This is a genomic window from Streptomyces sp. NPDC020681 (genome assembly GCF_044334895.1).
Taxonomy (GTDB): Bacteria; Actinomycetota; Actinomycetes; order Streptomycetales; family Streptomycetaceae; genus Streptomyces.
Genome location: NZ_JBIRTX010000029.1, coordinates 35,306 through 55,543, shown reverse-complemented (window position 1 = coordinate 55,543; position 20,238 = coordinate 35,306). Strand labels below are relative to the sequence as shown.

General features: G+C 67.8%; 19 protein-coding genes and 1 pseudogene. 13 read left to right on the top strand and 7 right to left on the bottom strand.

The features are described 5' to 3' along the window. A partial coding sequence (locus tag ACH4YL_RS37535; RefSeq protein WP_398512012.1) for a DUF5937 family protein occupies window positions 1-215 on the bottom strand: 215 nt, incomplete at its 3' end. Between the two features lie 99 nt (window positions 216-314). Here ACH4YL_RS37535 and ACH4YL_RS37530 point away from each other — a divergent pair. After that, window positions 315-1,529 (top strand): MFS transporter, encoded by a 1,215-nt coding sequence (locus tag ACH4YL_RS37530; RefSeq protein ID WP_398512011.1) that lies wholly within the window; start codon window positions 315-317, stop codon window positions 1,527-1,529. Here the strand turns inward: ACH4YL_RS37530 and ACH4YL_RS37525 are convergent. Further along, a pseudogene (locus ACH4YL_RS37525) lies at window positions 1,519-1,781 on the bottom strand (site-specific integrase); the annotation flags it as partial. The gene ACH4YL_RS37530 and the pseudogene ACH4YL_RS37525 sit on opposite strands and share 11 nt — an antisense overlap. A gap of 46 nt (window positions 1,782-1,827) precedes the next feature. Here ACH4YL_RS37525 and ACH4YL_RS37520 point away from each other — a divergent pair. Beyond that, the gene (locus ACH4YL_RS37520; RefSeq protein ID WP_398512010.1) at window positions 1,828-2,088 is read left to right on the top strand and encodes an SDR family oxidoreductase; all 261 of its coding nucleotides are present in this window, start codon (window positions 1,828-1,830) and stop codon (window positions 2,086-2,088) included. A gap of 41 nt (window positions 2,089-2,129) precedes the next feature. Here ACH4YL_RS37520 and ACH4YL_RS37515 read toward each other — a convergent pair whose 3' ends face one another. Then, on the bottom strand, window positions 2,130-4,940 hold the full coding sequence (locus ACH4YL_RS37515) for a tetratricopeptide repeat protein (RefSeq protein ID WP_398512009.1): 2,811 nt from the start codon (window positions 4,938-4,940) through the stop codon (window positions 2,130-2,132). A gap of 688 nt (window positions 4,941-5,628) precedes the next feature. Between ACH4YL_RS37515 and ACH4YL_RS37510 the strand changes: the two genes are divergently transcribed. The 8 genes from ACH4YL_RS37510 to ACH4YL_RS37475 all read left to right on the top strand — a co-directional run bounded on the left by ACH4YL_RS37510 (window position 5,629) and on the right by ACH4YL_RS37475 (window position 12,482). Next, window positions 5,629-6,528 (top strand): aminoglycoside phosphotransferase family protein, encoded by a 900-nt coding sequence (locus ACH4YL_RS37510; RefSeq protein WP_398512008.1) that lies wholly within the window; start codon window positions 5,629-5,631, stop codon window positions 6,526-6,528. 27 nt (window positions 6,529-6,555) lie between these two features. After that, entirely contained in the window at window positions 6,556-6,774 is a 219-nt protein-coding gene (locus tag ACH4YL_RS37505) for a hypothetical protein (protein WP_398512007.1), read from the top strand. A 347-nt stretch (window positions 6,775-7,121) separates the two neighbouring features. Further along, entirely contained in the window at window positions 7,122-7,316 is a 195-nt protein-coding gene (locus ACH4YL_RS37500) for a hypothetical protein (protein ID WP_398512006.1), read from the top strand. A 58-nt stretch (window positions 7,317-7,374) separates the two neighbouring features. Next, the gene (locus ACH4YL_RS37495; RefSeq protein WP_398512005.1) at window positions 7,375-8,238 is read left to right on the top strand and encodes a DUF692 family multinuclear iron-containing protein; all 864 of its coding nucleotides are present in this window, start codon (window positions 7,375-7,377) and stop codon (window positions 8,236-8,238) included. Beyond that, window positions 8,226-9,104, top strand: a complete 879-nt coding sequence (locus tag ACH4YL_RS37490) for a hypothetical protein (protein ID WP_398512004.1) — start codon at window positions 8,226-8,228, stop codon at window positions 9,102-9,104. Before ACH4YL_RS37495 ends, ACH4YL_RS37490 begins: the two co-directional genes overlap by 13 nt. Window positions 9,105-9,106: 2 nt before the next feature. Continuing rightward, on the top strand, window positions 9,107-11,098 hold the full coding sequence (locus ACH4YL_RS37485; protein ID WP_398512003.1) for a B12-binding domain-containing radical SAM protein: 1,992 nt from the start codon (window positions 9,107-9,109) through the stop codon (window positions 11,096-11,098). A gap of 1 nt (window position 11,099) precedes the next feature. Next, window positions 11,100-12,092, top strand: coding sequence for a methyltransferase domain-containing protein (locus ACH4YL_RS37480; protein WP_398512002.1), 993 nt, complete (start codon window positions 11,100-11,102; stop codon window positions 12,090-12,092). A gap of 204 nt (window positions 12,093-12,296) precedes the next feature. After that, window positions 12,297-12,482: a hypothetical protein gene (locus ACH4YL_RS37475; RefSeq protein WP_398512001.1), complete on the top strand. Its 186-nt coding sequence runs from the start codon at window positions 12,297-12,299 to the stop codon at window positions 12,480-12,482. A 78-nt stretch (window positions 12,483-12,560) separates the two neighbouring features. Here ACH4YL_RS37475 and ACH4YL_RS37470 read toward each other — a convergent pair whose 3' ends face one another. Further along, window positions 12,561-13,217: a hypothetical protein gene (locus ACH4YL_RS37470; RefSeq protein WP_398512000.1), complete on the bottom strand. Its 657-nt coding sequence runs from the start codon at window positions 13,215-13,217 to the stop codon at window positions 12,561-12,563. Between the two features lie 120 nt (window positions 13,218-13,337). On the opposite strand from ACH4YL_RS37470, the gene ACH4YL_RS37465 reads away from it, so the two are divergent. Further along, the gene (locus tag ACH4YL_RS37465) at window positions 13,338-14,102 is read left to right on the top strand and encodes a polysaccharide pyruvyl transferase family protein (RefSeq protein ID WP_398511999.1); all 765 of its coding nucleotides are present in this window, start codon (window positions 13,338-13,340) and stop codon (window positions 14,100-14,102) included. Continuing rightward, window positions 14,099-14,935: an aspartyl/asparaginyl beta-hydroxylase domain-containing protein gene (locus tag ACH4YL_RS37460; protein ID WP_398511998.1), complete on the top strand. Its 837-nt coding sequence runs from the start codon at window positions 14,099-14,101 to the stop codon at window positions 14,933-14,935. The genes ACH4YL_RS37465 and ACH4YL_RS37460 overlap by 4 nt, the downstream gene beginning before the upstream one ends. Window positions 14,936-14,940: 5 nt before the next feature. Here ACH4YL_RS37460 and ACH4YL_RS37455 read toward each other — a convergent pair whose 3' ends face one another. Both ACH4YL_RS37455 and ACH4YL_RS37450 read right to left on the bottom strand, forming a co-directional pair. Next, the gene (locus ACH4YL_RS37455) at window positions 14,941-17,010 is read right to left on the bottom strand and encodes a sulfotransferase family protein (protein WP_398511997.1); all 2,070 of its coding nucleotides are present in this window, start codon (window positions 17,008-17,010) and stop codon (window positions 14,941-14,943) included. A gap of 86 nt (window positions 17,011-17,096) precedes the next feature. Further along, a complete protein-coding gene (locus ACH4YL_RS37450) occupies window positions 17,097-18,458 on the bottom strand; it encodes a 2OG-Fe(II) oxygenase (protein ID WP_398511996.1) in 1,362 nt (453 codons plus the stop codon). A gap of 49 nt (window positions 18,459-18,507) precedes the next feature. Between ACH4YL_RS37450 and ACH4YL_RS37445 the strand changes: the two genes are divergently transcribed. Further along, on the top strand, window positions 18,508-19,434 hold the full coding sequence (locus ACH4YL_RS37445) for a hypothetical protein (RefSeq protein WP_398511995.1): 927 nt from the start codon (window positions 18,508-18,510) through the stop codon (window positions 19,432-19,434). Here ACH4YL_RS37445 and ACH4YL_RS37440 read toward each other — a convergent pair. After that, window positions 19,370-20,194 carry a DUF1826 domain-containing protein gene (locus ACH4YL_RS37440; RefSeq protein WP_398511994.1) on the bottom strand — a complete coding sequence of 275 codons (825 nt, stop codon included), beginning with the start codon at window positions 20,192-20,194 and terminating at the stop codon, window positions 19,370-19,372. The two genes, ACH4YL_RS37445 and ACH4YL_RS37440, sit on opposite strands and share 65 nt — an antisense overlap. Window positions 20,195-20,238 lie beyond the last annotated feature (44 nt).

The window sequence follows — 20,238 nt, the reverse complement described above, 5'->3', positions numbered from 1 at the left end:
GCTTGTGAGGAACGCCAGAGGAACTCGGCCTCCCTCAACCGCTCGGCCAGCTCCGGCCGCAGCCCGGCCCAGACATCCCCGGCCCAGCCGGCGAGTTGCGGATGATGCCCGGGTTCGGCCAGCACATGCAGCATCGCGGTCAGCTCGGCCAGCGGGGAGGCGGCGAACCGCAGTCGCTCGGACGGCAGGCCGCTGATGTCGATCCTCAACGTCACCCCCTCATCATCACTGACCCGATGGCCGGCGACGACGTCGGTTGACGGTGTCCGTCAACCGACGTAGCCGGCCCGGCGGCCGAACGCACCGTTGACGCCATGCCAACCACCACCAAGATCCAGCCCCGCGCCCTCGTCCGTGCCTCCGGAGGCCCCCGCTATGCCGTCGCCCTGGCCGTGGACGCGCTCGGCACCGGCCTGCTGCGGCCCTTTCTGCTGCTCTACGGGGTGATGGTGCTGAGGCTGTCCGCGCCGGCAACCGGCATCGCCATGACGGTCGGCGTCGTCGTGGGTCTGGTGTGCATGCCCGCGGTGGGCCGATGGCTGGACCGGGGCGCACGCAGCACGGTCGTGGCAGCGTCGATGCTGGTGCGGGTGCTGGGCGTGGTGCTGCTGCTGGCCACCCCGGCGGGGCACGTCTGGCTGTTCGCGACGGCGGCGCTCTTCCTCGGCATCGGCAACCAGGCATGGCCGGCCGCCCACGCAGCTCTCGTGGCCACGGTCGCCCACGGCCGGGAACGCGACGTCGCTCTCGCGGGAGGCCGCGCCCTGCGCAACGCCGGCCTGGGCGCGGGCGCTCTCCTCGCCACCGCATGCCTGGCGGGCGGCACGACCGCATTGCAGGCGCTGGCAGCCGTCACCGGGCTCGCCTATCTCACTGCGGCGGCCTTGGCGTGGTCGGTTCACCTGCGCGCGCATCCGGCCGCTGCCCTGGCCAAGGACACGGACGATGGGCCCGCACCCCGGATGCGCGCGCTGCTGGCGGCCAACGTGGTCTACGTCTTCTGCCTCAACGTGCCCGAAATCGCGCTCCCTCTGGTCCTGGTGACCCAGTTGCACGCGTCCCCGGTGTGGTCGGCGGCCATCTTCGTGGCCAACACGGTGCTGGTGGTCACCCTGCAGGTTCCGGTAACCGTCCTGATGTCCCGCTTCTCCCGGCGGACCGTGCTGGCCCTCGCCGGCGTGGTACTCACCGCGTCCTACCTCGGCTTCCTCGCGGCGACCTCACTGGGACACGGCTGGGGTGCCCCGGCCGTCGCCGTGGTGTCCGTGGTCTGCACTGTCGGCGAGATCATCTATGCGGGCAGCGCCACCGCGCTCGTCACCAACCTCGCCCCGGCCCATGTCCTGGGACGCACCCTCGCCCGCTTCGAGCTCTCCACGGGCTTCGGCCTCGCCGTCTCCCCGGCGGTCATCACCACTCTCGCACCCCACGGCTCGGCCGCCCTCTGGGGCAGCCTCGCCGCTGCGACGCTCCTCTCCGCCGGCGCCGTTGTCACCGAGAAGGATCAAGGAACGCGGCTCAGCGGTTGATGCCAACGGGCGCGAGCAGGCGCGTGAGCTCGGCAATCGCCTCTGGCGACGGTTTGAAGTAGCGGCGGACGCGTTCTCCGGCTTCTTGTGTCGGGACTTCGCCATCAGCATCAACAGGGACGCGCCCTGCTCCCCGAGACGAGTCAGTGAGGAGTGGCGGTACTCGTGCAGATCCCAGCCTGTGCCCGGCCCGCGAAGCGCGGTGCGCGCGTCCAGCAGGACGCGCGCCTGGTCGCAGGATCTCCGGGTTAGGGCCTGTCCGGCGGATCTCGCGGAGCGATCATGTGCGCCCTTCACGGTGAAGAAGGTGGTGAACTTCCTGACCGCGCTGGCGCTCGAAATCGCCGGCCCCCGGGCTGTGCCGACAGCTGGCCCCGGCACAATCCGCACGCCGTCATGGTCTGGGCGCGAGGACCAACTCGACGCGCTCGCCCACGTCTACCCACTGGGCCGGGCGGGCGAGCCGGACGACATCGCGGCGGGGGTGGCGTTTCTGGCGTCGCGAGACGTGGGCTGGATCAGGGGGACGCTGCGGGTGGAGGGGGATGGCTGGCGGTGAACACGGGGTTCGCGGGGGGCGTGGAGGGCGAGTGACCGTGCCTAAGAGAGACGGACAGTCTTCCGGCCGTTGCGCTTCCGGCCGCGACGCCACGCGGAGGGCTGCCTGCTCGGCTCAGGGACATTCTTCACAGCGGCGAGGAAGGGCTCTTCACCGTTCTGGACTTTGGGCTCCCCGGCCAGCCAGTCGCGCAGCGTCTGCCAAGCTGCCGCATATCCATGGGCGAGTTCGCGGACGGTGGTCGCGTTGAGCGAAGTCAGGCTGTCTGCGGCTGAGGCCTGACTGAGGGTCTGTTGCCATTGCTGACTGCTCGAGTCGGGAGCCCAGCCCCCTTCCGTATCTTTCTTCAAGTTCTTCAGTAGGTCAGCGATGTCCTTGGGGGACGGGCGTCCGTCCGGGGCATCATCGTCAACGAGGACGGAAGGCGGGAAGCCTGCGGTGGCACACGCAGTCGGGTGACTGTTGGCCTGAACGTAGCGTATGAGCTCCACGCGATGTTGCCACCTGTCTGTGTGGTCAGAGGCCGCAACCTCGTTGATCCGCTTCCAGATGTCACGTTCGACTCGCAGCCACTCAGTCGCTTCATGAGTATCGACGCCCGCCGAATTGCTCCGTTGCCGCCAGACTTCCTGCATCACGTTGGCGGTTTCCTCGAGGAGTCGATAGTCGTAGTCCCTCATTTGCTCGATGTTGCTCGGAGCGGATTTATCGGAGGCCTCTGGGGACGGGTAGGCGGTCTGCACGAAGCTCTGGAATTGGTCGTCGGCCTGGAGTACTTTCAGATCGGGATCCTCGTGGACCAGCCATGCCTGCTCCACAGAAGCGAATCTGCCTTTTGAGACCATGACCGCTTTCTCCAGCGTCTCGACCGCACGCTTGGCAAGGTCTTTTTTGAGGTCTTCGGTGGCGTCTTCGGTGGCGTCTTCAGTGGCGTCTTCAGCGGCGTCCTCAGTGGCATCTTCAGTGGCATCTTCAGTGGCGTCCTCTATCATCATTGCCACGGCGTACACACACGCACTGTTGTAAAGGGTCAGCCAGTCACGGCGGCGCCAAAGAGGGCAAAGGGGAAATCTTCTCCGGGCCTTGAGGATCTGCCTGCGGAGTTCCCAGATCTGGATGCGGCGCTGTACAGGAGACCGGGGCCGGAAGACGGATGAGCTCCGCAGCTTCTTCGGCTCGTGCTTGGCATTGAAATACTCACTGGCCCAAGCCAATCGTAGTGGTCCCCACACTCTTTGGTTGACCTTGAATGCTCCGCGGGTCACAGGCTGCAGTGGGCCGCGCGCGCTTTGGACATAGGAGAAGGGCCAGAAGAGCCGTATCCAGCTCCACACCCTGTCGGGCGCATAGAGTCCAGCAACGCGGGCCCACAGGTCATCGGCGGCGAGGAGGCGTGTCTCCTGTGTAGAGGCTCTCTGGAAGGCCAGGCGGATCCGGCTCACGTTCTTTTCGGTCGTACCGGAGTCCTCGCCCGGGCGGCTCTCCAGATTCAGCACTTCCTCAAGCCATTTTTTGCCCGCCTTTTCTTCATTGCCGGAACGTGCACGGTCAGTGGGCAGCGGATCGATTGCGGCCAAGTCGACGGCCACTGGCCAGTATCGATCCACAAGTGTCGATATCAGATTCTCGCGTGTGCGTCCGCTATTGGTTCCCATGCGCTCATACCACTGTTTCGCCGTCAGCTCTGAGATTCCCAGGATGATGGTGTTCCGGTAACGCAGACCGAGCACGTCACGGTAGAGGCGAGGGTGCCAGAGATAACGGAGCCGGCGCGAGTGCAGCCACAGGCGCTTGTGATATCGGTGTTCGGTCTGCCCATCGAGAGTAAGAGCCCGTTGGCAGGTGTCGAGCGCGTCGATGTGCAGCCCCATCTTCTCCTGAACCTCTGCCAACTCGGCTCGCAGATAGGGATTTGCGGGGTCGATCCCGATCGCGGTGTAGTACCGCCTCAACGCCTCGTGATAGCGCCCTGCCCGGCTGAGCTCGGTCGCCTGCTGATAGGCCTCGTACAGCGCGGGGTTCAACTCCCGTCCCCACCACTGGCGCCAAGGCGGCTGCCTCCCTGCGCGAGTCACGGGCAGCAGCGAGCTGATCACACAGCATGCGGCTCTGTGGACGACCTCGTCCCAGTCCTTTCCCCATACGGTCGTCGCGCGTGAGCCGCCGAATACGAATGCCATGACGGTGACTGTCATGCCGTATTGATCCGGCCCTTCATCCCGGAACCGGAGCACCCCGCCCACCCGATAGGCCAGCTTGGGGCGGAGCCTGCTGAGCAGGCGCGGCAGAACTACACCCAGCTTCTTGGGGTCGATCTCGATGTCGCCGAGCAGTTCCAGAAAGCTCGTCGGCGGTGCCTCGGCGGGCAACGTGGTCGGCGCGTACATGCTGCTCTCGGACAGCTGCCGTCGAAACTCGGCTGTCAGGTCCTCGACGGAAGGTGTGTTCCTTCCCAGGGTCGGTGTCGAGTCAGTGAGTTGCTGTACGTCGACCGGGCCCGGCTTGTAAGCCAGCCACGATCGCGTCGCCCTCCAGTAGAAGTAGAGGAGGAGCAGAACGAATGCGAAGAACCCAAGTCGTTGGCCCAGCGAGAGGCCTCCCTTCTGATCGAAGACCCTGCCGAGGCCACCGAAGATTTGCGCCAACCATCCGACGACGTGTTGCACCCATCCCCACGCCCAGTCCCACGCGCTGTCGTCCCAGGCTTGATGATCTTCGCCATCGCCGGCCCACATCAGCAGACCGATCAGTGCTGCGGACCCCAGTCCGCTCCACACCCACCAGGCCACTCTCCGTGGGGCAGGCAGTGAAGAGGTCAGGCCGTGTTCGCTGGCTCCTCGGCGGTTGAACATGGCGATCTAGTCCTGTGTAGTGAAGCTCTTCTCTCAAAACCACCGTATCCACGAACACAGTCGTAGACAGGGCAACCATCTCGCGCTGCCGAGGAAGGAACCGCCCGATTCCGACGGTCGAACTGCGGTGACGAATTCAGCTCGCCCCCCGAATGATCCCGATCCCCACCACCTCAGCCCGGCTGCCCATCCTCGGGCCGCCGAAAGTGTTCCTTGAAGAACGGTGCTCCGATCGCCCCGCCCACGATGATCGAGGTCAAGCATTGCCGACGTAGTGATTGACCTTGGCTGTGACCAAACCGCGCTGGTACCCGCGCTGGTCTTCGATGGCCGGAAGGACACGGGGTCGAGGCGACGAAGCGTGTGGTGTAGGCGCCACCCACTGAAGGAAGCCCTGGCCGCTGCTTTGCGTCTGGGGTCAAAAATGGGAGTCCGGGACCGGGATCCCCGAGTTCGGGAAAACTGAAGGTAGTTCATCGGGAACACGAGGGTCCGGTGCCGCCATTTTCAGCGATAGGCCCCTGGGTTCTTGGGGGTGACGCTGGGGCGACTTCGGCAGGGAGGGCGCGTGGAGCTGGGGTAGCGGAGGACGGCCAGTCGAGAAAGTCGATCGACAGACGAGTCCACGAGGCACTGTGATGGCTCCGACTGCCCGCCGCATGGAGCGGGCCCACCGCAGGAGGTGCTCGTGGCAACCGGGAAAACCGCGGGCTCCTGCCCCGCGATCGATGCCGCACTGGCCAGGCGCCTGGTCGATACGCAGTTCCCGCAGTGGGCCGAACTGCCCCTCAAACTGCTCGACCCCGCCGGTTCGGACCATGTGATCTACCGGCTGGGCGAGGACCTGACCGTCCGGCTGCCCCGCCATGCGGGAGCCATCAGGCAGGCCATGAAGGAGTCTGAGTGGCTTCCCCGGCTCGCCTCGCACCTGCCATTGGCCATCCCCGAACCGGTGGGGGTGGGCGAGCCCGACTTCGACTATCCGTGGCCGTGGGCGGTGTCCCGCTGGCTGGACGGGGAGTTGGCGACTGCCGAATCCCTGGCCGACTCGTCCCAGGCTGCCGTCCAACTGGCGGAATTCCTCACCGCTCTTCAGGCATTCGTGCCCGAGGACTTCCCGGTCGAGGACGCTCCCCAGGACCTCACCGGTCGGCCGCTGGCCGACCGGGACCGCGCGACGCGGGCCGCCATCGCGGAGGTCGACGGTGCGTTCGACGCCGCCGCCATGACCGAACTGTGGGACGCTGCGCTGAGCGCCCCCGAATGGGATCGCCCTCCAGTCTGGTTCCACGGCGACTTCCACACCGGCAACCTGCTGACCGTCGACGGCCGCCTCAGCGCGGTCATCGACTTCGGCGAACTCGGCATCGGCGACCCGGCCTGCGACCTGACCATCGCCTTCACCTTGATGTCTGCCGAGAGCCGGGCTGCCTTCCGCGCCACGCTCGGCGTCGACGACGCCACCTGGACCCGGGGCCGCGGCTGGGCCCTGGCCACGGGGCTGAACGCCTACACGTCCTACGCCGCCGTCAGTCCCCGGGTCGCCGCGCAGACCACCCGACAGATCACCGAGGCTTTGATCGGCTGACTGGCTGATCAGCCGGTTCCGGGATATGTGGTCACGGTTGCAGACGCCTACCACGGGCTGACCGAGCGGCACATAGAACTGGCCCGGCAGATCTCTGCCGTGGCACGCACGCTGGACATCCCGGCCGACGCGTCCGCCGTGCAGACCGTCCAGGTCACTGTCGACGCCCTCGCCGGTCCGGACGTGGTGGCCTTCTGGCGTGCCCTGCTCGGGTACCAGGACCGCGCGAACAGCGGCGAGGCCTGATCGACCCGCACCGCCGCGGGGCACCGTTCAAGGCCTGCAGAATCAACGAGCAACCAAGTCGACAGGCACGTGATCGGCAGCGTCTGTTTCACCGTTGACGCGGCTCCTGCTGACCAGGACGAGCGGCATCATGCGCACCTGTAGCGGACCGAGCTGGCACTGCGCAGACCAACTGCTGCACAATCCGCCCCTCCTGGGTGGTCAGTCTGCGCACCCGCACAGGCTCGGCCACTCGCGCTTTGAGCGCTCGGACGGCACCGTATGCGGAAGTCACCTTATGGACCGTATGGGTCAAGTCCCCAGTTTCGTCTTGACATCCGCCCCGGAAGTCGGCAGAGAATCGAGACATGGCAAACACCGAGCTCCCTCAAGTAGTGGTTACGCCGTCCTCTCTGATTTTCTCGCTCACGCCTGAACATCGGGAACAGGCACGCAAGTGCCTCGAGGGGTCGGGGCAGATCCGGATCTCTTTCGAGGAGGTTTCCGTGACCAATCTGACTGAGATTCGGGAATTGGGCAAGGAAGGTGTGATCATCGACTGACCTGCCCGGCGTATGTCGCCCCACTGAGATCGGCACGGAAAGGAAAAGGGAGGGTTGGGTGCCGCGCTTTCACGTGTCGGCTGGGACTGAAGTCGGGGTTGCGTACAGCAGGTCCACGCCTGACTTCATCGGGAGAAATCCCGGCGCGGTCGACTACGTAGAGATTCCATTTGAACTCCTCCGCCACGACCCGGCGGTTGCGACGAAAGTCGGTACGCCTGTCGTTCTGCACTGCGCGAGTCTGTCCATCGCCGGGTCGGTGACGCCTCCATCGGCGGTCGTGAGGAGCGTGGAGGAGTGGATCAGGCGGACGCGGACCCCATGGCTCGGCGAGCATCTGTCCTTCATCACGGCCGAGAGGGAGAAGCCCGGCGAGTTCGCTGACGAGTACGCCCCGGGCGAACCCTGGAACATCGGATACACGGTCAGTCCCCCGATGAACTCCGAGACGGTCGAGACGGTCGTCCGGTCCGTGGACCGTGCCACGTCCGCGTTCAGCGTACCGGTGATTCTTGAGAACCCGCCTGTCTACTTCTCCATGCCCGGCTCCACGATGAGCCAGGTCGAATTCATCTCGGAGGTATGCGCGCGATCGGACGCCCGTCTGCTGCTCGACCTCGCGCATTTTTACATCACCTCCCGGAATTTGGGATACGACCCGCTGGTCGAACTCGCGCGGTTTCCGCTTGAGGAAGTGGTGGAAGTGCATGTCTCAGGCGTCGACACCGACGCCGGCGGATGCTGGGACAACCACGCGAGCCGTGCACCACAACTGGAACTGGACATGCTGGCCGTGGTCATGGAGCGCGCTCCGGTACGCGCCGTGACGCTGGAGTACAACTGGTCCTCCCGTTTTCCCGAGAGCGTCTTGCGGGAGGAAATCGCCCGTGTCCGGGAGGTGGTCGACGCATGTCGGCCGTAGTGAACGCAGCGGTCAGCTCGGTCGTGGCCCGGTGCCTGCTCGACCCGGGATATCTGGACCGGCTGACCCAGAGTCCGGATGACGAACTTGCAGAACTCCCGGTCGATGCCGAGACCCGGGTCGCGATCGCGGGGCTCGACTTCGAGCGGGTGCGGCTGTTCGCCGGGTTCATCAGCAAGGTCCAGCACAACGATCTGTGGGACAACTTTCCCGGTACCCGCGCCCTGCTCAAGTACTGCGGAGCCGAGCTCGCCACCTTCGCGGACTACCGCGCCCAGCACCTGGAACTGGGACGCGCGGCCAAGCCGTCGCGTGCGGCGAAAACGTTGGCCTTTCTCGATTTCCTGGAAAGCCGACTCCGCAGCCCGGACGCGCCCGAGTACCCCGGACTTCTGGACGTGCTCACCCACGAGCGACTGCACTGGGAGGTGACCGAGAGTGTCCTTGAACGCCGCCTCCCGATCCAAGGAAGGCCGGCCCCCGGTCCTGTCCGCATGGACACTGCCGACCGTCGCGCGGTGGTCGCATGGGACGCCGTCCGTGTCGCCGTGCTGAGCTACGACCCTCTTGAGGTGAAGGCTCGACTCCGTAACGGCGGACAGGCCCTGAGTGATCTCTCTCCGAAGGCCGTCTGCCTCTGCTACTGGGGGCGCCACAGCCTGGGACGGGTCTCCGTTCTCACCGTGGATCCTCCGACCGCCGCCGTACTGGCCGCTGTAGACGACGGCCGGCCCGTCCATGAAGTGCTTGACGCGAGCCAGACCCTGCTGCCGGAGGCGGATCGCAGCGATCTGGCTCGGATCCTCGACGCGGCGGCGCAGCAGGGCCTTGTACGGCTGATCGACGTTCCGACGCCAGTGGGGTAAACATGCGGGTCGCCTTTGTCGACAACCTTCTCCTCGAACAGAGGCCGGACGGATACCACTTCGACCTCCAACCGCATCTCGGTCTCATCTCCTTGCTCGCGGTTCTCCAGCAGGGCGGACACCAGGGCACCCTGATCGACCCCAAGCTGGAGGTCAGCTCGGGGCGAATGCCCATGGACGTGTCGCTGTACGAGAACATCGCCGAACTGGTCCTTGCCTCACAGCCTGACGTGGTCGGCATGACCAGCCTCGGCTGCAACTTCATGGCAACCGCCAAGATTGCGGCGCACTTGAAGCACCGGAGCCCCGAACTGCCGGTTTTGCTGGGTGGTCCGCACGCCAGCATTCTCGATCTGCCGGTGCTGCAGCGGTTTCCGCAGTTTGATCTCGTAGTGCGGGGGGAGGCGGAGCTGACCCTGCTGCCGCTGCTCGACAGGCTTTCCTCCCGACGGTTCTCAGGACTGCGCGGAATCACCCACCGCAGTGCGCATGGCGTTCACCGCACCCCCGATGCGCCGCTGGTCTCCGATCTGGACACGCTGCCACCGGCGGACTACAGCCACTATCCCGTGGCGGAGGCAGGACTGTCGCTGCTCCGGGTGGAAGCCGGGCGAGGCTGCCCCTTCGCCTGCACTTTCTGCTCAACCGCCAGCTTCTTCGGACGCCGGTACCGGCTGAAGTCAGCGGAACAGCTCTGCGCGGAACTGGATCGGCTGCACGAGACATACGGGATCAGCCACTTCGCGCTGACCCACGACCTGTTCACCGTCAACAAGGCCAAGGTCAGGGAGTTCTGCGAAGCGGTGACGCCACGGGGTTACACCTGGACCTGCTCCGCGCGCATGGACTGCGTCGACAGCGAGCTCCTGGGCATCATGGGGCAAGCTGGCTGCCGCTCCATCTATTACGGCGTCGAAACCGGGTCACCCCGTATGCAGAAGGAGGTGGCCAAGCGTCTCGACCTCTCCCTGTTCCGGCCGACGCTCGAAGCCACCCGCCGGGCCGGGATGGAAGCGATCGCCTCCTTCATCACCGGGTACCCCCAGGAGACCGCCGAGGACCAAGAGATGACCCTGGACCTCATCGGGGAAGCCTGGAACCGGCACGCCGGCACCCTGACGACACAGCTGCACCTGCTGACACCGGAACCCGGCACCGAGCTACTCGACCAATACAGGGACCAACTCGAATACGACGGTCATATCTCGGACTTCAACCTCCCCGCTCTTGAAGCGGACGACGCAAACATCACGCGCAACGATTCCGAGATTTTCGTCAACCACCACTACTACCGCAGTGTCCTGCCAAGGCAGCGGCACGTTCTCGTCACCTCCTTGTACCGGACCCTGTGCCGACTCAGCCGCGATGTGCAGCGTCATCTGCTCGCGCGCTACGACAACAGTCTCAGTGCGCTCATCACCGATCTGCTCTCCTGGGCCGGCGCCCACACGGACCCCCCGTCGGACGCCGCGGAGCTGCTGCAGGCGTACGGGGCAGACAGGTGGGGTGCCGAGGACTACTTGCTGTCCCTGGTCCGCTATCTGCTCGCGGCTTCCGACCCGGTACGGGGGGCTTGTGGCGGCCGGGCTGACCCGTCGGAGTCTCGTACAGACACCGCTCAGCCGCTGATGCAGCTCTCCCCCCGGGCCACGATGCTGAGGGACATCCACGCTTGCCCGGAGATCCTGGACGTACTGAGCGCGACTCCGGCGCCGGAAACGGCAGAGGTCTCGGCGGAACTGCGAGCGCGGCGGGGCCACTACCTGTTGCTGCCGGGCGACGTCGACCTCACGGTGCGCAACCTGACCATCAGTGGCGACTCGGTGAGACTGCTCACCTTCCTTGAGACGCCGCGGAGCAGACCTGAGATCGCACGGCACATCGGCGTCGAAGACAGCGGCAGCGGCGCGGAAGTACTGGGCGAGCTCCTCGACCACCTGCTCGATCTCGGCGTTCTCCGGCGCGGGGAGCCCCACCTGACGGCTGGGGTCTGACATGCCGCAGCGGGACGTCATGGATGTCGTCGAAGGGTTCTGTGCCTCGCACGCCGTGTGGGCACTGCACCGGCTCGGTGTGCTTCCCAGACTCGAGACAACCACTGAAGTCCGCTGTCTTGCCGAAGAGTTCGCCCTGGACGAACAGATCCTCTCTGCGGTGCTGGACTACATCCACCAGACGACCGGCCTCCTGGACCGTGAAGGCCACGGATACCGCCTGGCTCCGGACTGCCGGCCATACCATCGCGTCGCGTTCCACCTGGAAAAGTTCCTGGGAGCCTACGGAGCCACCGTCGTCCGGACCGGAGATATCCTCCAGAACCCGGGAACAGGCCCCGCGCTGAGAGACTTCGACGCGCTGGCCCGGGCGTTCGCGTATCTGCAGCCACGTAGTCCCTCGCTGACGGCACAGGTGCTGCGGGCGTGGGATGTCGACTCGCTGCTGGATCTGGGCTGTGGAGCCGCCACCCTGCTCATCGAACTCGCCCTGGCAAACCCTCAGTTCCGGGGCTGGGGTGCCGACGCCGGTGAGCGCATGGTGCGGGTCGCCGACGGTCACATCCGCCGTGCGGGCCTCAGCGATCGCCTCAGCGTGGTGCACGCAGATGTGCGGGCACTTGGGGACCTGACGACGCTCCCGGCGCCGGAGGACGTGCAGGCGCTGTATGGCAGGAGCATCCTGAACGAGTTCTTCGCTGACGGCGGCAAAGCTGCCGTCAGCGTGCTGACCGGGCTCAAGGCGCGGCTCCCGGGGCGCCTGCTCTTTCTCGAGGACTACTACGGCCGACTGACCCACGACCGGCCCGCAGACGGAGCCCACGGGCACGCCCTGGCGCAAGATCTCACGCAAGTGCTCAGCGGACAGGGCCTTCCGCCCCCGGACCTGTCCAGCTGGGCGCGCGTCTATCAAGCCGCCGACTGCACTTTGGTGAAGGCATACGAGGGGGACAACGACGGAGTCGCTTGGTTCATCCACGTCGTAGCCCTTTGAGCGCGAGGCAGTACTCACCCCACTGATCAATCGGCTCCGCGGTTGGCCCCCCTCGCGGCGCCACCCGTCTCTCCTTGGCTCATGCAGCTACACAAACGACGCCTCCCGCTGGGCTGGGCGCTACTGATGCGGAGCAGTTGGCGCGCGGAGTGGACGCTGACCACCCGGCGCAGGGTTCGGAGCACTCGTGCGTGCAGTTGCGTCGTGCAATGCGCTCGACACCGGCTGGGGGCCAGGCAGCTTCCGCCGGCGGAACTGGCCCGGCATGTGCGGGAGGCCGCCTACGAGTACCGGGAACAGTTGCGCGCCCGGGGCTGGATCGCCTGGTGGTGGGTCGGCGCGACGTCGCTGGCCTGGAGACGCGCCGAACCGCATCGGATGCGTCCGTGAGGCCACTGGGCGGTGAGCCCTTCGCGAGGAGTCGCACAGGCCCGCGAGGGCTGGAGGAACGGCACGCGTTGCGGTGAGTCAAGGGCCACCACGGCGCCGCCTCCCTACTGCGGAATGTGTCGACCCTGTCGGCCCGCCGACGATCCCTTCCAGCTCGCGCCGCACGCCGGCGTCGATGCCGCCCCTGCTCCAGTACCACCTGCACAACTGCGGCACCTGCGCCGTGTCCGCGTCGTACCAGGCGAACGCGGTGCGGTGAGTGCCGTAGGCGTGGGCACCGAGCACGTTGAACTCGGAGAAGCCCCGAGGCGGCCGACCCGTCACATAGCGGTCCAGCGGGATTCCGTGACGCTCCAGGGACAGGGCGCGCACTTCCGGGTAGAGCCGGCGCGGGTAGGTGAAGGGCGGCTGCTGCATGAAGTCGTAGGCGACCGGCCGGCCCAGGAACTCCTCCGTCGGGGCGAGCCAGGGCCGGTGCCGACCGAGTTGGGAAACCGCCCGGCGGACGATCCACGGGCGGCCGCCGTCCAGGAGGTCTGCGGGTGAGACGGGGCGGGTGAAGATGACGTCCGAGTCGACGTGGCAGATGAGGTCGGCGGCCGTGAACTCGTCCGCGTACAGCTTGCTCACCTGCTGCCCAAGGTAGTCGTCCCGGTAGTCAGGGCAGATCTCCAGACGTACGTCGCCGCCGATCGCTCGGCGCACAGCGGCCGATCCGGTGCGCGGGGTGATCACGACGACCTCCGCGAACCCGTGGCACCACGTCTCGATGGCCGCCAGCGCGTACCTCAGCCAGGGGACATCCCGGTGGTAGGTGCGAATGAGAAGGGCGGTCCGTTCGCTACAGTGAGTGACGTGGTCGATACCGTACCCGCCTTCTGGTGCCGGGCGCCCAGCCAGGGCAACGTCGGTGACCGGCTCACTCCCTGGCTGATCCGCCGGATCTCCGGAGCCCCGGCCCGGTGGGTCGCTCCGCATACCCCGGGCCGCAAGCACTTCGTCACGGGCAGCGTGGTCGCGCTCGCGGGGCCGGGCTGCGTGGTGTGGGGAGCCGGTGTGATGGAGGCCGGCGAGTACGTGGATCCGCGGGCCGAACTGCTCGCGGTCCGGGGGCCACTCACCCGGGAGGCCGCTCTGCGGTCGGGTGCGGCGTGTCTCCCGGTCTACGGTGACCCCGGTCTGCTGGTGCCGAGATACCTGCCGCGTCGCCCCACCCGGGCGGGCGGAGGGCCCGCGGTCGTACCGCACTTCGCCGACAAGGCCCGGGCCCGGCGCGGCGTTCCGGAGGGCTGGCAGATCGTCGATGTGCAGAACAGCGTCGAGGACGTCGTCGAGCAGCTGATGGGTGCCGGCCTGGTCGCCTCGTCGAGCCTGCACGGCATCGTCCTCAGCCACGCCTACGGGATTCCCGCTGTCTGGATCAGCTTCCGGGACCTGCCCAGCGGCGACGGCAGCAAGTTTCACGACTACTTCCTCTCTGTCGGGGTGCCGGTACCGCCCCCGGTGTCCGTCGGTCCCGTCGGCGCCGGTTTGGACGCGGTCGCGCTGGGCGATTTCGCGACGCTCCCCACAAGCCTGCCTGACCTGGACCTGCTCCTCGAGAGGTGTCCCTTCCGTTGACCGGTGAAGATCGAGACCAGCACCACGATCAGGACCATGATCCGGATCCGCGACTGCTCCTGTACGGCATCCGTGACGCCAACTACCATCGCGCCGGCATCCGCTGTCTGCGGCTGTTCTCCGCGGACGCCCCGACCACGAAGAGTCTCGCTGCGGAGGTGGAGCGGTTGCGCGCCCGGCACACTCCCTCGCTGGCGAGCGCCACGGGCCACGTGACGGCATGGGCCGGTCCTCGGGGCCGAGTGGAGCAGTTCAGTCTGCTCAACGCCTCCGGGCGCTGTGACGACTTCTCCCGGGATCACGATCTGTCGTGTTTCGGCAAGCGCTTTCACCATCGCGCGCACTACCCAGCGTTGGCGGCACTGACCGAAGCTCTGCCGCACTTGGTCAACTTCCGGATCAACGTGCTCGGCCCGGGTGCCGCGCTCGCGCCGCACGAGGAGCACAGCGTCGTGCGGTCGCGGACCGGCACGGTAGGCGTACGAGCCCGTTTCCACCTGCCGCTGGTCACCAGCCCGCAGGCGTCCCTGCTGCTCGAGGGCGATGTCCACCACTTGGAGGCCGGCACCGTCTACCTGGTCAATCACGGCTGCGTGCACGCGGCCGAGAACGCCGGGGCCGCGGACCGGATCCACCTCGTGTGGGACTTGCTGCTGACCGTCGCCGCCGCCGAGGCGATGTTCGGGACGGGAGCGGCGCCCGAGGGCTTCACCCGCACGCGGGCACGCGAAGTACGCCCTGCGGGCCGGCGGCTGGTCACCCGGTGGGAACGGATCGCGCCCCAGGTCACGGAGGCCGAGGCCCGGCAAGTCGGCTTCCTCGAGCCGCAGTAGCCGCTTCAGTACAGGGTCCTGGAGAACTCGGCCGGAACATAGTGGAACAGCAGGGTGGTGTGGGTGCTCCCGTCGGGCAGCGGAGGGCGCCAGTGCGCCACCCGGGTGCCCCTGAAGAGCACGGCTTCGCCGGGACACTGGAGCAGGGAGACGGACCCCCGGCCCGTGTCGAGGAGCAGCGGCCACCCGCCTTCCATTCCCGATCCCGATTCCCCGAGCAGCAGGGAGACCGTGTACTCGCACTGCTCGCGGTCAACGTGCCGGTCGAGGACGGCGCCGCCTCGGTACGCGGAGACGTAGGAGTACGACGGCCGCACCGGCCGTCCGGCGAGGCGGCTCACCAGAGCGCGGAACTGATGGTGGAGGAAGCGCGACAGCGACTCGTTGTACCAGCCGTAACGGCCTTTCACCTGCGCGTCTCCGAGCGGCCAGCAGCCGGTCGCGATGAGCCGTTCGTAATAGTCGAGCAGCGCCTCGCGATGCCGGGGGTGCAGCAGGCGGCCCATCCCGCAGACATCGGTGCGGGCGAACTCCTCGGCGGCGACGGCCACGGTGTCATCGGCCAGAGCCGTCCGCCGGGCGCGCACCTCTGCCGCCCCGAGCGCACCGGCTCCGGTGAGCGAGGCGCGCAGCCGTGCGGGGAACCCGGGAGGCAGGGGGCGCCCGGGGGTGAGGTCGCGCAGCGCCCAGAACTCCTCGAAACGGATCCAGAACGGTACGAGTGCCCCGGTAGCGGGTTCGTCGGTCCACAGGATGGGGTGGCCGGGCAGGAACCGGTCCCGGAAGCGGGCGCGGCGCGCCAGCCCAAGGGGGATGGTGACCCCTGCCTGGAGCACCACGGCCGGATCGAGCACCATGCCATCGCGATGGCCCATGGTCTCGGCGGTGTCCGGCGCATCGGCGTCCACCTCGTGGAGCCAGCAGGCGAAGGAGGGGAGATCACGGGTGGCCGCTGGCGTTGCCCGCGTGACCTGGGCTGCCCGGGAGGCCGGGGTGGACTTGGGCATCGTGGTGCGTCCATTCGTGAGGCGCCGCAGGGTCTCCTGCACGGCATCGAGCGCCGATGGGTCGAAGCCGGGGGTGTGGCGCCATTTGCCGGAGCGTGGGGGGCTGATCGTCGTGGCCGACAGCGGCAGGTCCCTGCCCTGCGCTGTTGCGGGCAGGCCCAGCACCGCCTCCAGCCACCGCAGCGTTCGGGCCGGTGCGCCGCGCAGCTCGGCGTAGTCGACGTCCACCCAGGGGACGGCCGGACGAAGGGCCCGGGCATCCAGGGTCGCCTCCACGGCAGCGGCCCACTGCCGGGCCGCGATCCGCGTGAGGTCCTGGCCGGCCCAGGCCCGCCAGCCCGGTGGCAGCAGCAGGTGCCAGGCCCGCCGGGGCCAGCCGGGCAGGTCCGGGATGTTGACGAAGCCCGGGTGGGCCCATGCCCGCACCATGCTGGCTACCGTGTCGCAGATCTCGCGGTGCAGGTGGATGACCGTGGCGTCCGGAAACAGGTGCAGCAGGAAGGGGAGCCGCAGGCTGTTCTCCGGTGTTTTCTCCAGCAGCCTGAGAGGCGCGGCCCGGGGGCCACCGTTCTCGAGCCGGCGTCGCCCTCGCGCATCGAGCAGATCAGCGAGGAAGCCCGCGCGCACCGGCTCTCCCCAAGCTTCGGCATCCTGGGCACCCAGCGCGTGCGAGGCGTAACCGCGGGCCGCCGGATGGAGTCCGGGCACGCCCTCGATCACCCCCTCGCTCTCCCCACCGACCGTCCACAGGGCAGGGTTGCGGGCCAGGGCATCGAACAGCGCGGTGCTGCCCGAGCGGGGCGGAGAGACGATGATCACGGGCGCCACGAGCGCGGCCGCCGGGACGGTGCGTACCGGCCCAGTAACCGGTGTTCCCAGACGGGTCAGTGCGGGGTCCTGCGCCGCGGAGAACCCCGAGGCCGCCGCGGCTGAGGCGAAGAGGAAGCGTGCGCGCACTCCACGGGCGTCGGCCCGCACACTGCGGGCGAGCAGCTCCGGCACATCGGGGAAGGGCCCGTGGTGCGTCGCGCGCGCCGCCTGCCGCGCGCGGCCGGACGGGAGCGCCACGTGGCCCACCAAGGACCATGCCGCGAAATCCCTTCGCTCCTCCAGTCCGTCCCGCCCGTTGTCTTCCCGTCCTTTCTGCCGGCCGTTCACTTCCGGTGGATCCAGCCGGTCACACTGAACCGGCTGTCGGTGAACGCCTTGCTCGGCACCCGGATGGGCAGTACCTCGTGGTCGTGCCGGCTCGGGAAGAACATCGCTAGGTTCGCACGCGGCACGATCGTCTGGCTGCGATCCGTAGGGACGACCTTCCCGTCCTCCACGATCGTCTCGAAGACGCGCAGTTCCCCACCGGAGAACCGGCGCGGCTCGGCAGAGAAGAAGTAGACGAACGTGAGCTCGCGGGTGTCCCCGCCATCGCTGTCACGGTGCATGCCGAAGTAGTCTCGGTCGCCGTTTGCCGTTACCTGCAGCTCGATACGGCCCAGCGGGAAGGCCGGGTGGCCCAGGCGGGCCCGTACCGCCTCGAGTTGCTCCTTGATGCGCTCCGTGAACAACGCTTCGAAACGACCGAGCCCGTCGAGGACCAGGCTGCTGCGGATCCGCTCATCCACCACCGCAGAGCGAGTCCCGCGCGGCTGGACGGTGGCCGCCGAGAACTCGGATTCCCTGCCCAGCACGTACTGAAGAAGCTCGTGCTGCTCCGCTTCGGTGAGGAACTCCCGCACCCCCTGGGCGACCTCGGCGATCACGTCCCTCTCGAACCGGCCTGTCCCCGTCGGCACTCCCGCCGGCTTGCTGTAGTGGCCGCCCCGCACCAGGCGGGCGATCTCGGACGGGACACTGACCCGGTCCGCCATCCATTCCGCGCGCGACCCCAGATAGACAGTCCCGTGAAAGGCGGCGTTGCGCTCGTACACGTCGTCCTCAACCGCGCCCGCGAGCACGTCGACGGAGTCGGTCCCGGCCAGACCGAGGCTCTCCAGCAGCTCACCGGCCGGCGCGCGATAGGTGAGATAGCGCGCCGCCTCGGTGAGGAAGACATCCTCCGTGCGCTGGAAGCCGACGCGGCGCATGGCCAGGTCGGCCAGCCTCGAGTTCTCGGCGATGAGGTAGTGCACCTCGGCGCCGGGGTCGACGGCCAGAGTCTCCAGCGCCTCCTTGTACAGCGCGGCGCACAGCCCGGTATTCGTCAGACTCTCATCGCCGACGTGCACCGGGCTCAGCCCCCAACAGCCGTCGGAGACCAGGTGCGTCTGCAGGACGGCGACGATGTTGCGCGCGCCCAGACCCCACGGCGGCCACGGCCGGTCGCGGACCGCGGCGAAGATCTGCGAATCGCCGTCATAGAACATGGGCAGCACCACCTCGTCCATCAGATGCGGTGCGCCCGTCCGCCGGAAGAACTCGTACAGGGCGGCCTTCGCGGTGTCACTGAGCTCGTCGAAGATCTCGATCCGCGTGCCGCCGTTGCGATCCGTGAAGAAGTCGCGTCTGATGAGCTGGGTCATGGCCTCTCCTGTCATGTCGCTGTGGTGATCCGGGTGTGGAGGACGACGGGTGGACCTCGCCGCAGGCGCACCTTTTCTGCGGGTGACCCGTCCCTGCGGCCAGGTACTGCCGTGGGTGGTGGTCCGGGCGCCCGTCGTCACACGCGCCCAGCACGTACGCCTGAATCAGCTGGCCGAAGAGGGCTGCCGCTTCGTCGGTGCCACCAGCTATCTGGGCTTCCCGGGGACGGGGTTCCGTGACGAACGCGACTACGGACTGCTCTGCGAGGCGTGGCTGCACTGCTTCCGGGACCCGGACCGGTTCCTGCCGCCGAACGGGCCGCGGGCCCAAGTGAGCGAGTCCGACTTCACCGACCCGCTCCGCGTCGACCCGTGTCTGGCGGCACGAACCCTGCCCCCGGAACTGGTCGCGGACGTGGTCCACGTATCCGGTGCGGAACCCTGGCGGCAGCGGGCCAAGAACTGGCCGCTCGCCGCTCGCTGCCTGCGCCGGCTGGCCGAGGAGACGGACCTGCGGATCCTGGTCGTCGACGCCCCTCCCGACGTGGAACCGCCGCCCGGCGTCAGGCTGACAGGACCGCTGGAGTGGCCGCTGCTGCTCGCCGCGATCGCCGCCGCGCGCTGCCTGTTGGTACCGGCGGTTCTCGACGCGTCGCCGAGGGTGCTCGCCGAGGCGCTCTGCCTCGATGTGCCCGTCGTCGTCAATCAGGCCATCCTCGGCGGCTGGCAGTACGTCAACCCTTTCACCGGGATTTTCTTCGACGGCGCGGACGACGTGGTGCCCGCCGTCCTCAAGGTGGTCGCTGCCGCGGGCCGGCCGAGGGCCTGGTTCATGGCCCATCACGGGCCGGCCCGCGCGGGCGCGCGCGTGCTTCGCCTGCTGCGTCCCCTCGATTCCTCGCTGCCGGCCCTCACCCACGTGCTTCTGGCCTCCGACCGCGGCGGGCGGGAACAGGCTGTGCCGGGGACACGTTGAGAACCAGCCTCGGAACGCCCTGCATGGGCGATCGGTGGATCCACACGTCTGTCACGGGATGCGGCGACCAGTGCTGTCGTACGTCGATGTGCTTGAAGTAGACGGTCGCATCGCGCGGCACCCGGTGAACGGGGGCGCGGGGCCGCAGGAACGAGGGTGCCTCGTCCATGGCGATCAGCTGGCCGGGCGTCGAACCGGCGGCTGTCACGCTGCAGGCCTCGGCGCCCGTCGCCCGTGACAGCCGCTCCCTGCGAGACAGGTAGGTGTAGAAAGCCGCCATGCTCACCACGTCGTCGCAGGCCACGTACTCGGTCGTCGGACCGTTGTAGACCCGCACGGCACCGATCGTCGGCGCCTGCGGTGGGACCGTGTCGACGTGGAACCCGCAGCGGCGGGTGGGGGGCTCGGTGAACACCCGCACCATCACGTGCCCGACATCGGCCGTGGCCATGACCTGCTCCACGATCCCCTTCATGTCGTCCTGGAGTGGACCCGACACGGCCCTGGTCGTATCGGCGAGGGCGGTGCGGGACCAGCGGGCGAAGTCGTCGAGGGAGGCCGCGGTCAGTGTCGTACGGGCGATGACGAGCCGCCGCGTGACCACCAGCTCGGCCAACTCGTCCAACCAGCCGGCATGTTCCTCCCGGGGAACGATGACGGCGGTTAGCCCGGGGTCCGTCAGCCGCGCGATGTCACGTGCCGTGGATCCGTGCAGGACACCTGAGGGGAACGTATCCCCGTTCCGGATGATTGGGACCACGGGTCGCACCGTAGTCACCGGCTCGTCCGACAACGGGCCGACAG